This is a genomic window from Pseudomonas sp. PSE1(2024) (assembly GCF_050990555.1).
In the GTDB taxonomy this organism is placed as follows: Bacteria; Pseudomonadota; Gammaproteobacteria; order Pseudomonadales; family Pseudomonadaceae; genus Aquipseudomonas; species Aquipseudomonas aphyarum.
On the sequence record NZ_CP158967.1, the window covers coordinates 948,215 to 960,896 of the forward strand.

Consider the following 12,682-nt stretch of genomic DNA (forward strand, 5'->3'; position numbering starts at 1 on the left):
ATGAAGTTAGCCATTGTCACGGCCTGCCCGAACGGCATGGTCACCAGTGTGCTGTGCGCCCGGCTGCTGGATGCCGCGGCCCAGCGTCAGGGCTGGAGCACCAGCGTCGAAGTGGTGGATGCGGCGCACCCGGAACGCGAGTTGTCGGCGGCCACCATCGAGGCCGCCGAGTGGGTGTTGCTGGTGGCCACGGGGCCTGTGGACATGAACCGGTTCATCGGCAAGAAAGTCTTTCGGATCGCGCCGGCGCAAGCCCTGCAGGATGTCGAAGAAGTACTGCGGCGTGGCGCCGTCGAGGCCGAGGTTTACGTCGCTGCCGAAACGTTGCCCGTGGTTGCCAGTGCTCAAGCGCCGCGACTGGTCGCAGTCACCGCCTGCCCGACCGGCGTCGCCCACACCTTCATGGCCGCCGAAGCCTTGCAGCAAGCTGCCAAGCGTCTGGGCTACGACCTGCAAGTCGAAACCCAGGGTTCGGTCGGCGCGCGAAATCCGCTGAGCGCGACAGCCATCGCCGAGGCTGACGTGGTGCTGCTGGCGGCTGACATTGAAGTCGCCACCGAGCGTTTCGCCGGCAAGAAAATCTACCGCTGCGGCACCGGCATTGCCTTGAAGCAGTCCGAAGCCACGCTGAAAAAAGCCCTGGCCGAAGGCAAGCAGGAAAGCGCTGCGAGCGACGGCAAGGCCCCGGCCAAACAAGAGAAAAGCGGCGTCTACAAACACTTGCTGACCGGTGTGTCATTCATGCTGCCGATGGTGGTGGCGGGCGGTCTGATGATCGCCTTGTCGTTCGTGTTCGGCATCACCGCGTTCAAGGAAGAAGGCACGCTGGCGGCGGCGCTGATGCAGATCGGTGGCGAGACCGCGTTCAAATTGATGGTGCCGTTGTTGGCCGGTTACATCGCCTGGTCGATTGCCGACCGTCCCGGGCTCGCGCCGGGCATGATCGGCGGTTTGCTGGCGAGCACCCTGGGTGCCGGCTTCATTGGCGGGATCGTTGCCGGGTTTATCGCAGGCTACGCGGCCAAGGCGATCAGTCGGTATGTGGCGCTGCCGCAAAGTCTGGAAGCGCTGAAACCGATTCTGATCATCCCGTTGTTCGCCAGCCTGTTCACCGGGTTAGTGATGATCTACGTGGTGGGTAAACCGGTGGCCGGGATGCTTGCGGCGCTGACGCATTTCCTCGACAGCATGGGCACCACCAACGCGATTCTGCTCGGTGTGCTGCTGGGCGGCATGATGTGCGTCGACCTTGGCGGGCCGATCAACAAGGCCGCGTATGCGTTCTCGGTGGGGCTGCTGGCCTCGCAGAGTTATGCACCGATGGCCGCGACCATGGCTGCCGGCATGGTGCCGCCGATTGGTCTGGGTATCGCCACGTTCATCGCCCGGCGCAAGTTCGCCCAGACTGAGCGCGAAGCCGGTAAAGCGGCGCTGGTGCTTGGGTTGTGCTTCATCTCCGAAGGGGCGATTCCGTTTGCTGCGAAAGACCCGTTGCGGGTGATCCCGGCGAGCATTGCCGGCGGTGCGCTGACCGGTGCGTTGTCGATGTACTTCGGTTGCAAACTGATGGCGCCCCACGGTGGCCTGTTCGTGCTGGCGATTCCGAATGCGATCAACCATGCGCTGCCGTACCTGCTGGCAATCGTCGCGGGCAGCCTGCTGACAGCGGTGGTGTATGCGCTGGTCAAGCGGCCGGAGGCCGTGGAACTGGCGCTGGAGCCCGCGAAGGCGTGACACTGCGAAAACTTGTGGGAGCGAGCTTGCTCGCGAACGCGGTTTGACCTTCAACAGATGTGTTGACTGATCCGACGCTTTCGTCGGATCGCCGCCCGGACCAAGCTCGCTCCCACAGGGAATGTGTTGTCATCCCCAATTCATGATCCCGTGCTTAAGTTTTCCTTTTTTCAGGGAGAACACCATGAGCGATTTCAATCCCGGTCGCCGGCGCGTGATGCAAGCCGTCGGCGCCGGACTGCTGATGCCGGGGCTGGCGCCGGCCGTGATCGCGTCGGTCAAGGATCGACCGCAACTGACTGACGGCGTGCAATCCGGCGACTTGCAGGGCGACCGCGCGATGATCTGGAGCCGTGCCGACCGCCCGGCGCAGATGGTGGTGGAGTGGGACACCCGCAGTCAGTTCCGCCATCCGCGCCGGGTCGTCTCGGCGCTGGCCGATGCCCGCAGCGATTTCACCGCCCGCGTCGAACTCACCGGACTGCCCGCCGATCAGGCGATTTTTTACCGCGTGTATTTCAAGGACGCCCGCACCGGCGTCGCCAGCGAACCGTGGCTTGGCCACTTGCGCAGCGCACCGACGGCACGGCGCAATATCCGCTTCGTGTGGAGCGGCGACACCGTCGGCCAGGGCTTCGGCATCAACCCCGATATCGGCGGTATGCGCATCTATGAAGCCATGCGCATGCGCCTGCCAGACTTCTTTATCCACAGCGGCGACACCATCTACGCCGACGGCCCGGTGCCGGCGCAATTGACCACGGAAGGTGGCCGGATCTGGCGCAACCTCACCACCGAAGCCAAGAGCAAGGTCGCCCAGACCCTCGACGATTATCGCGGCAATTATCGCTACAACCTGATGGACGAAAACGTCCGCCGCTTCAACGCCGAAGTGCCGCAGATCTGGCAGTGGGACGACCATGAGGTGGTCAACAACTGGTCGCCGGGCAAGCAGCTCGACGAGCGTTATCAGGAAAAAAATATCCACACCCTGGTCGGGCGTGCGCGTCAGGCCTGGCTCGAATATTCGCCGATGCGTTTGCAGGCGGCCGATGGCGGCGGGCGGATCTATCGCAAGCTGAGTTACGGGCCGATGCTCGATGTGTTCGTGCTCGACATGCGCAGTTATCGCGGCGCCAACGACGACAACCTCGGGGCGGAAAAACCGTTCCTCGGGCGTGAGCAACTGAACTGGCTAAAGCGCGGATTGAAGGCGTCGAAAGCCCAGTGGAAAGTCATCGCCGCCGACATGCCGATCGGTCTCGGCGTGCCGGATGGCGAGGTCAGCCCCGGTGTTGCGCGCTGGGAAGCAGTGGCCAACGGCGACCCCGGCCCGGCGCAGGGACGTGAGCTGGAAATCGCCGAACTGCTGGGCTTTTTGCGCGCGCAGCAGGTGCGCAATTTCGTGTTCCTGACGGCGGACGTGCATTACTGCGCGGCGCATCACTATCACCCTGATCGCGCGGCGTTCCAGGATTTCGAACCGTTCTGGGAGTTTGTCGCAGGGCCGTTGAATGCCGGCAGTTTCGGCCCCAATCCGCTGGACAAGACCTTTGGCCCGCAAGTGGTGTTCGAGAAAGCGCCGGCGGTACAGAACGCCTCGCCGTTTGCCGGGTTTCAGTTTTTCGGTGAGGTGAACATTGACGGGCAGAGCGGGGAGATGAGCGTGGTGTTGCGGGATCTGGAGGGTGTTGCGGTGTTTGAGCAGAAGCTGTCACCGGCCTGAGTTCACCGCAAACAATTTGTGGGAGCGAGCTTGCTCGCGATAGCGATGTAACAGACAACGAATGTGTTGAATGTAAAACCGTCATCGCGAGCAGGCTCGCTCCTACAGGGATTGTGGTGTCAGTAAACGTCGCGACGATAGCGACCCTGTTCGATCAGGCGTTCGACTTCAGCGGCGCCCAGCACTTCATTGAGCACCCGATCCACACCTGATGCCATGCCTTGAAGGCTGCCGCAGATGTAGATCACTGCACCGTCCGCCAGCCATTTTTTCAACTCGCCGGCCGATTCGCGCAGGCGATCCTGCACGTAAATCTTTTCGGCCTGATCCCGAGAGAACGCCAGATCGAGGCGTTCCAGATCGCCATTGATCAACCACTCTTCCAACTCCGCGCGGCAGAGGAAATCGTGCTCGCGATTGCGCTCGCCAAACAGCAGCCAATGACGCTGCTGATTGTCGGCGATCCGCGCCTTGAGCAAGCTGCGCAGCCCGGCAAGGCCGGTGCCGTTGCCCAGCAGGATCATTGGCACCGGAGCGTTCGGCAGATGGAAACCGCTGTTGCGGCGAACCCGCAGGCTGATGCTGCCGCCGACCGGAGCATGCTCGGTCAGCCAGCCGGAGCCGATGCCGAGGCTGCCGTCGGCATGCTGTTCCTGACGCACGATCAGCTCCAACACACCGTCGGCGGCAATCGAGGCGATCGAGTATTCGCGCATCGCCAGCGGCACCATCGCATCGACCAACGCCTGGGCGTGCAGGCCCACCAGATGCGCGCGATGCTCGGGCAGCTGGCGGGTGGCGAGGGCGACTTCCAGCGACTCTTCCAGGCCGTTCACCTTCACGCTGGTTTCACCACGGATGCCGAGGCCGTCGAGGAAATGTTCGATCGCCCACGGGCAGTTGCGTGGCAGCACTTCCACCAGATCGCCGGCCAGCCAGCTGCGGGAGGTCGGCGCGGTCAGGCCGAGCAGGAAGACCGGAGAGCCGCTGCTGTCCGGGTTCATCAGCTCGCGGCGCACCAGCGTCCAGTTCTCGTAGCTCGGCGCCTGCCATGTGTCGACCGGTGCTTGCCCGGTGATCAGGCCGAGCTGGGTCTGCCAGTGGCGCAGGGCGTAAGGATCGCCGCTGTCGACTTCCACCGGGGCGAACAGGGTTTTGCCGCCGTGCTCGCCCAGCCATTGATGCAGGCGTCGGGCGAAGCCGCAGAAGTGTTGATACTGACGGTCGCCGAGGCCGAGCACCGCGTAGTTGAGGCTGTCGAGGGTCGAGGCGTTCTTCAATACCTTGCGCTCGAAACCGCGAGCGCTGTCCGGCGCTTCGCCGTCGCCGAAGGTGCTGACCACGAACAACGCGTTGTTCGATTCGCGCAGATCCTGCTCGCTGACATTCGCCAGCGGCTGCACCTTCACCGGCAATCCGGCGGCCTGCAACTGGCCGGCGGTCTGCCACGCCAGTTGCTCGGCAAAACCGCTCTGACTGGCGAAACCAATCAGCCACGCCGGTGTATCGCCGGCCGGTTGGTCGAGGCCTTTGCGGGCATCCTTGATCTGCTTTTTCTTGCGTCGGCGATCCAGGTACAGCAACCAGCCGGTGATGAAGAACAGCGGCATCAAGACGGCCGCGACGGTGACGATGATCCGCCCGACCAGTCCGAAATAGCTGCCTACGTGCAACGCATAAATGCTGGTCAGCAATTGCGCCTTGAAGCTTTTGTCGGCGTAGCGGTCGACGCGTTTGACGACGCCGGTGGCCGGGTCGAGGGTGATCTGGTTCAGCGCGCGGTCGTGGGGCGAGCTGTCGAGCAGATAGAACACGGTCGCCGGTTGGCCGGCCACTGGCGGCATGCGAATGTTGTAGGAGGCGAGGCCCGGGCCTGCGGCGCTGTAGATGCTGACCCACATGGCGGCGTAATCGGCGGTCGGCGCCGGACCTTCAGGGGCCGGGCCGCGACCGCCGCGCACGCGTTCGTTTTGCGGCGCATCGGAAAGCAATCTGGTCAGGCCCTTGTTGTACCACTCGTAGGACCAGGACAGTCCGGTCAGTGCCAGCAGCAGGTAAACCAGCATGCACCAGGTGCCGAACACCGAGTGCAGGTCCCAGTTGAAGCTGCGGCCCTTTTTCTTCCAGTCGAGGGTCAGCCATACGCGCCAGCTGTTCCACTGACGTGGCCAGCGCAGGTACAGGCCGGACAGGCAGAAGAACAGCAGCATCAGGGTGCAGGCACCGGTGATGTTGCGGCCGGTATCGCCCATGGCGAGGAACCGGTGCAGTTGCAGCATCAGGCCGAAGAAGTCCTGGCCGGTAGCGTCGCCCTTGAACTCGGCGGTGTAGGGATCGAAGTAGCGCATCTCGCCACGGCGTTCACCTTTCGGTGGGGTGAACCAGACGCGCCCGGCGCTGCCGCTTTCGGTCTCGACCGAGAGCATCGAGACTTTCTTGCCCGAGGCTGCTTCGATCTGCGCCACCAGATCGGCGGGCGGCAGGACGCCGGCGACCTGTTTCTCCACCTGCAACACGGAGGGGTTGAGGGCTTTGAGAATTTCGTCCTGAAACGAATAGGCAGCGCCGGTGATGCCCATCAGGGCCAGCACCAGCCCGGCAGTGATGCCAAAAAACCAGTGCAACTGGAACAGGGTTTTCTTCAACACGTCGCTTGCCTTGTCCGTTCGGAAATTGTGTTCACGGCGTGCATTATGCCGTGGCTTATCGAGAAACGTTCTTTATTACGCACAAAAGCCCCGCTCAAATGAATGAACGGGGCCCGGTGCTTCCGGCTTCTGTCAGAAGTGGAAGTTGGTGCTCAGCAATGCCGTACGGCCCGCCGCCTGGTTGGCGAAGTGAGTCGAGAAGGCCTTGTCGTAGTAGGTCTCGTTGGTCAGGTTCTGCACGTTCAGTTGCAGGTCGACGTTCTTGCTCAGCTTGTACGCCGCCATCGCGTCGTAGCGAACATAGGAATCGACCATGGTGGTGTTGGCCACGCTGCCGAACACGTCATCCACGTAGAACGCACCGCCACCGATGGTCAGCTTCGGCGTGACCTGGTAAGTGGTCCACAGGCTGGCGCTGTTTTTCGGCGTGTTAGGCAGCTCGTTGCCGTTGTTGGCCTTGTTGGCCGGCAGGTCACCGCCGTCAACCTGTTCGCTGTCCATGTAGGCGTAACCGGCGAACACTTGCCACTTGTCGGTGATCTTGCCGCTGGCGGACAACTCGATACCTTGTACACGAGTCTTGCCGGCGTTTTCGTACGAGGTGGTATCAACCTGGACACGCGCGTTTTCTTTCTCGGTGCGGAAGATATCGGCGGTCAGCGACAGGCGATCGTTCAGCAGATCCCACTTGGTACCGATTTCGTAGTTCTTGGTGGTTTCCGGCTCCATGTCGCTCTTGAGCAGGTTGCCGTTACGATCTGGCGTGCCGCCCAGCGGGTTGCCTTCCTGACCTTCACCCAGGGTGTTGCCCGGCGGTGTGGCGGAGGTGGCGTAGGACGCATAGATGCTGCCGTTCTCTGCCGGTTTGTAGACGACGCCGAACTGGCCGGTGACGAACTCGCTGGTGTCCGAACCCTTGGAGGTGGTGCGGCCAGCGTTGGTGTACGTCTTGTAGCCGGTTTCGAAGTGGTCGTAACGCAGGCCCATGTTCACCAGCCATTGCTCGGACAGCTCCAGGGTGTCGAAAGCATACAGCGCGTAGGTATCGGACTGGGTGTCGGTGCCGGCGTAGTTGCGCGAAATCGCGCCGTTCCACGGATCGTTCGGGGTCGGGTTCGACAGCGAGGTGCAGTTGTAGCCGCTGGCGGCGCCGATCAGGCCCGGGTTGCAGTTGGTGGTCACGGCCGAGGTACGCGGCGTGGTGTCGGTGTTGACGTTGTACGAGGATTTGCTGCTTTCCTCACGGGTGTATTCGACACCGGTGGAAAAGCTGTTCTTGAAGCCGGCGACGTAGAAGTTGCCGAACAGGTCGGTCTGGTTGGTGGTGGTCTCGGTGTTGCTCACGCGAGTGTTCGCACGACGCCAGACGCTGCCGTTGTTCACGTTGCCCTTGCTGTCGTCCGGCTGGGTCAGGATGTAATCCTGCATGCTGGTGCCGTGACGCAGGGTGTTCTTGATCGTCAGCGAGTCGCTCAGGTCATGCTCGATGGCGAAGGTCGCGGTGTCGGTGCGACCCTTGCGGAAATCGCGATCCAGACCGTAGAAGTTGCTGTGATCGCCGCCGGCGTACGGCTTGTCCGGGTTGGACTTGGTACGCGCCGCCGAGCCACCGGCCGGAATCGTGTAAGGGATGCCCGAATCCGGCGTGTCGTTGCTTTCGAGATGGTAGTAGTCGAGGTTGACGCGGGTGTCGGTGCCCAGGCCGAAGGCCAGGGACGGCGCGATGCCCCAACGGTCATAGTCGACCTTGTCGCGACCGGCGACGTTGCTCTCGTGGCTCATCAGGTTCAGACGGCCGGCAGCGGTGTCGCTGAACTGGTAGTTGCCATCCATCGTGTAACGCTGGGTCTGGTCGGAGCCCCAGGTGAAACCACCGTCGAACGAGTTGCCCAGGTGCGCTTTCTTGCTCACCAGGTTGATGCTGCCGCCCGCCGCGCCGCGACCACCGATGGCGGAGTTCGGGCCCTTGCTGACTTCGATGTTTTCTACGGCGAAGATCTCGCGGCTCTGGGAGCCGGTGTCGCGCACACCGTCGAGGTAAGTGTCGCCCTGGGCGTCGAAACCACGGATGAACGGACGGTCGCCCTGCGGGTTGCCGCCTTCACCGGCACCGAAGGTGATGCCCGGTACGGTGCGCAGCGCGTCCTGCATGTTTAGGGCGCCGGTGTCTTTCAGAACTTGTTGCGGGATAACGGTGACCGAGCGCGGCGTATCAACCAGCGGTGCGGTGTACTTGGGCGAGGAGGCTTTCTCGACCTGGTAGGACGTCGAGTCCTGGGCTTCGCCGGTGATGGCGGTGGCGTCCAGGGCGATGGCATTGCCGGTGGCTTTGCTGTCGGTTTTTTCGGCGGCGAACACCATGTGGCCTGCGGAGCCGGCGGTGATTGCCACGCCGATGGCGGAAGCGAGCAGACGTGGTGAGCTGACCGGTAATTGTGCTTGTTGACGTGCCATTTTTATTCCCCTCCCCAAGGATTTGAGGCGGCGGAATATAGGGTAAACAGGTATTCGTATCAATTGCGAAACATTGTTATTCGCACTGAATTTACATTCTTTACAATTTAACCTTACGGTTTTTGCCAGTTCATTCGTCTAGCGGGTTTTACACAGCCAATAAGAATCAATACCATTGCCGCCTCTTTGCCATCAGGTGACATTGCCATGCTGCTGCACATCCCCGGGCTGTTCGCGAAAGAAGAAGTGCAGCGCATCCGCGAGGCTCTGGAACAGGCTGACTGGGCCGATGGCAAGATCACCGCCGGCTATCAATCGGCCAAGGCCAAGCACAATCTGCAGCTGCCGGAAGGCCATCCGCTGGCCAAGGAAATCGGCGCCGCGATGCTTGAACGCCTGTGGAAAAATCCGCTGTTCATGTCGGCTGCACTGCCGCACAAAGTATTTCCGCCGTTACTCAACTGCTACACGGCGGGCGGCAGTTTCGATTTCCACATCGACAACGCGGTGCGCCAGCCAAAGGGCAGCATCGAGCGCGTACGTACGGATCTGTCGGCCACGCTGTTTTTCAGCGAGCCGGAGGACTACGACGGCGGCGAGTTGGAAATCCAGGACACCTTCGGCACCCAACGGGTGAAACTGCCCGCCGGCGACATGGTGCTGTACCCCGGCACCAGCCTGCACAAGGTCAATGCGGTCACTCGCGGGGCGCGTTATGCCTCGTTCTTCTGGACGCAAAGTCTGGTGCGCGAAGACAGCCAGCGTGCCTTGCTGTTCGAGATGGACGGTGCGATCCAGCAACTCACCCACGACATGCCCGATCACCCGTCGCTGATCCGCCTCACCGGCACCTATCACAACTTGTTGCGTCGCTGGGTCGAGGTGTAAGTGGCGGACTTTCGGTTACGTCGTGAAGAAGTCCTCGACGGTGAACGCCTCACCGCCATGCTCGAAGAAAGCCCGGCTCGTGCGGCTCAGGCGATTCTGCTGGCGGCGGGTGAGGGCGTGCTGGAAGCGCAGGCGCTGCTCGGGCAGATCCTGCTCGATGGTCACGGTATTGCTCAGGATCAGCCGCTGGCATTGCGCTGGTTTGAAATCGCCGCAGGGCAAGGTCATCTGATGGCGCGCAACATGCTCGGCCGCTGCCATGAACACGGATGGGGTTGTGTGGCCAGCGCCGAACTCGCCGCGCGCCATTACCAGACGGCCGCCGACGCGGGGCTGGATTGGGCGATGTACAACTTGGCAAACCTGCACGCCACCGGGCGTGGAACACCCGAGAATCAGCCGCAAGCCCTTGCCCTGTACCGCCGCGCTGCAGAGTCGGGACATGCCAAGTCGATGAACCTGTTGGGCCGGTATCTGGAAGAGGGGCGTCACTGTCCGCAAGATCTGCCAACGGCACGTGACTGGTATCGGCGTGCGGCCGAGGGCGGCGATTTTCGGGGGCAGTTCAGCCACGCCGCGGTGCTTGCCGACGAGGGGCGCATCGATGACGCACTTGGCTGGCTACGCAAGGCACTGGACGCGGGCAATGTGAATTTCCTGCGAGTCGCCAGTGTGTCCTTGTTGAATGCACAACATCCGCAAATCCGCGCCATGGCCGACGCTTATAAATTTCGGCTGGCAGAGTTAATTGCTTTGTAATTATTTATTCTGCGGTTAGTTGGTTTTATCAAGTTGATATGGCTGTTTTCGGATAAGTATTCGGGTGAGTGGCTTATTTGTCTTGATTGCTAATATTTGAATGCTTGTTGATTGTTGTCTTGCTGTCCTAAGGTTGTTTTGCGATGTCGGCGCTCAAGTTGAAATGAGTCGAACGATGATGTCGTATCTAAAATGACTTTTATTAAATATCCGAAGAAGACAAGGAGTCTCTTATGGAATTCAAGATGGACAGCAAGATTGTCGAGGCCGCCGCAAAAGCGCCTCGGATGTTTGTAAGTGCTTCGCTCGGCGAGGGTGAAGAATACAATCGGGAAACCGGTATTCAATTAACCAAAGAGCAGATTATCAGCCTGCGCAAGTATGAGGTTCTGGGGCTGTCGCTTCCGGTTCGGCTGGCGGACGTCGTTGCTTATCTGAACTATGGCGCCGGGGATGCAGGGGGCGTTGGTCTCAAGGCAACAGACTTCCTGCGGACATTCACGTACACCTACGACCACGCGAAGCGCTGGTCCCCGCTGCGTGAAAAAATCATGCTCACGGGTACCGATCTGAAGATTTTTGCCGGCAACATCATTCGTACGGGTAAGGGCATCGTAGCAATCTACGATGACCTGAAAGCCTCCAGATACCTGGAAGAATTCGATATCAATACGCCGGAAGAGTATCTGCAGCTGAAGCGCACGATTCCGGGGCTTCCCGACCTGGGCTTGCCGTCCGGCGATGTTCCGGAAATCAAGGCCTACCTCAATGACATGCTGGACAAAGTCATGAAGTGCCACGCGAAGGCCGAAGATGTCAGGTCAGAAATCGACAATTTCGGCGCTGACATGCGCGAGATCGTGTTGCCGGAAATCAAGCTGCGACTGGAGTTCGTGTCGCGCAATACCTATCAGGCAGACATCCAGGCCCTGCAGGGCGAAATCGATCAGCGCTCGAAAGAAATCGATGAACTGAACAAGCAATATGATCAGTTGGTTCAAGAAGCGATCAGGTCGGCAGCGACCCTGAATATCGGTGGTTTGATTCTCGGTATTTATCAGGGCGTCAAGGCTGAAAAGATCCGTAAGGAGCGAAACCGGTTGAAGGCGGAACAACAGACCTCCAACCAGGTAATGGCCAGCAAAAACCAGACGCTGAGTTCCCTGAACAAAGTGCGCGATGATTTGCAGAACCTCAGCTATGTAGCGATCGAGGCTGAAGTCGCTACGCAAAACCTGATGCTGGTATGGAATGCGCTGAGCACCTATATATATGCCTCTGTCAAAGAAGTTGATCTGCTTCAGGAGGCAACGTCCCTGAGGAGGTTCAAGAACCAGATTCTCGGCATTATTGATCCGTGGGAGCAGATCCAGGCGAGTTCCGATCAACTGCTGGGCGTGTTCGCGGCGGCAGATAAAGAGTATGGAAGCAGTTTCACGATTTTCAGGAGTAAAGCAGTGATGTTCTCGCTAAATAATAATCCAGCCGTTTCGGATTTTGATGGCGCTGCGTTACGCGCTCACGCTGCGGCTGTTCAAACAAGTAATGTCACTGCTCAAATGCTGGGCGAACAGTTCAATTATCTGCCGGGTACCGTCCGCACAATGAATGGGCTGACAGTCGCTATCCAGAAAGCCACATTTGAAATTCGTAATCAGGCCCAGACGACAGGGATCAATCTGGAACGTGCGCAGAACAAACTGAAGACAGCTCAAATCGAACTGATCGATTACCCGGAAGACGCGAATGAAATCCACGAGGAAATGGAAAGCGACCTCAAGAATGTTTCGATGAAAGTCGCCGAATACGCGGCCGATTTGAAGATGACCCACAACGGCTTGAGTACCGCCTATGACCGGTCGGCTTCGGCGCAATGGATCGTAACCCTGCAACAGGATCGGGCTTTCACGGAGGCACTGAAGGTCAAGTCTGAAGAAAAAGTCGTCGATTTCGAGAAGCAGATGAAATCGGTGTCTGAAGCGCTCGAGCTGATCGCGAAAGCCGGGGTAGAGAAAATCGGTCAGGAGGCCCGATTGACCCTGGATAACCTGAAAGCCTTGGGGCTGGCGCCACCGCAGGTCCAGATTGCACTGTTCGCCATTGATACCTTGAAAAAAATGATCTCGGGCATCGGTGAGGCCATTTCCTATCTGAACATGCTGGCGGCTTACAACAAGCTCAAGGAAAAAGCGGCTGATCTAAGGGCGCAGTTGAAGCAGCTCATCAACGATATTGAACAGACCGATGGAAAGATTCAGCTGGTGCGAGTCCTCGACCAACTGGACGAAGAGCGCTGGGGATACGCGAATGAGTTCTCGAATCTGGTAACCCGGATTGAGTCTCTCGCCCGGGACTTCAAGCAAGACAAGTCGCAGCCGGTCGAGCAGCGAGCGGCTGAAGCAATCACCCGAATTGCCGACTTCAGGCAGTACCTGAAAACTGTTCAGCAGTAAGGAGTCGAGGCGGTGGACGA

7 protein-coding genes are annotated in these 12,682 nt (G+C 60.0%); 5 read left to right on the forward strand and 2 right to left on the reverse strand.

Annotated elements, in window-relative coordinates:
• Positions 1-1,734, forward strand: a complete 1,734-nt coding sequence (locus ABTV87_RS04090; RefSeq protein WP_258712898.1) for a PTS fructose-like transporter subunit IIB — start codon at positions 1-3, stop codon at positions 1,732-1,734.
• Positions 1,735-1,918: 184 nt separating this feature from the next.
• Positions 1,919-3,460 carry an alkaline phosphatase D family protein gene (locus ABTV87_RS04095; protein ID WP_221534397.1) on the forward strand — a complete coding sequence of 514 codons (1,542 nt, stop codon included), beginning with the start codon at positions 1,919-1,921 and terminating at the stop codon, positions 3,458-3,460.
• A 119-nt stretch (positions 3,461-3,579) separates the two neighbouring features.
• Here the strand turns inward: ABTV87_RS04095 and ABTV87_RS04100 are convergent, their stop codons facing one another.
• Both ABTV87_RS04100 and ABTV87_RS04105 read right to left on the reverse strand, forming a co-directional pair.
• A complete protein-coding gene (locus ABTV87_RS04100) occupies positions 3,580-6,108 on the reverse strand; it encodes a PepSY domain-containing protein (RefSeq protein ID WP_433899032.1) in 2,529 nt (842 codons plus the stop codon).
• A 132-nt stretch (positions 6,109-6,240) separates the two neighbouring features.
• Positions 6,241-8,562 (reverse strand): TonB-dependent receptor, encoded by a 2,322-nt coding sequence (locus ABTV87_RS04105; protein ID WP_085608048.1) that lies wholly within the window; start codon positions 8,560-8,562, stop codon positions 6,241-6,243.
• 207 nt (positions 8,563-8,769) lie between these two features.
• On the opposite strand from ABTV87_RS04105, the gene ABTV87_RS04110 reads away from it, so the two are divergent.
• From ABTV87_RS04110 to ABTV87_RS04120, 3 genes are all read left to right on the forward strand, one after another.
• On the forward strand, positions 8,770-9,450 hold the full coding sequence (locus ABTV87_RS04110) for a Fe2+-dependent dioxygenase (protein WP_007953697.1): 681 nt from the start codon (positions 8,770-8,772) through the stop codon (positions 9,448-9,450).
• Positions 9,451-10,209, forward strand: a complete 759-nt coding sequence (locus tag ABTV87_RS04115) for a tetratricopeptide repeat protein (protein WP_433899033.1) — start codon at positions 9,451-9,453, stop codon at positions 10,207-10,209.
• Positions 10,210-10,442: 233 nt separating this feature from the next.
• A complete protein-coding gene (locus ABTV87_RS04120) occupies positions 10,443-12,662 on the forward strand; it encodes an alpha-xenorhabdolysin family binary toxin subunit A (protein ID WP_433899034.1) in 2,220 nt (739 codons plus the stop codon).
• Positions 12,663-12,682 lie beyond the last annotated feature (20 nt).

Bases quoted from the DNA above. Each gene is read 5' to 3' on its own strand.
- ABTV87_RS04110 (WP_007953697.1), top strand. From the start codon at position 8,770: ATGCTGCTGCACATCCCCGGGCTGTTCGCGAAAGAAGAAGTGCAGCGC.
- ABTV87_RS04090 (WP_258712898.1), top strand. From the start codon at position 1: ATGAAGTTAGCCATTGTCACGGCCTGCCCGAACGGCATGGTCACCAGT.
- ABTV87_RS04120 (WP_433899034.1), top strand. From the start codon at position 10,443: ATGGAATTCAAGATGGACAGCAAGATTGTCGAGGCCGCCGCAAAAGCG.
- ABTV87_RS04095 (WP_221534397.1), top strand. From the start codon at position 1,919: ATGAGCGATTTCAATCCCGGTCGCCGGCGCGTGATGCAAGCCGTCGGC.
- ABTV87_RS04105 (WP_085608048.1), bottom strand. From the start codon at position 8,562: ATGGCACGTCAACAAGCACAATTACCGGTCAGCTCACCACGTCTGCTC.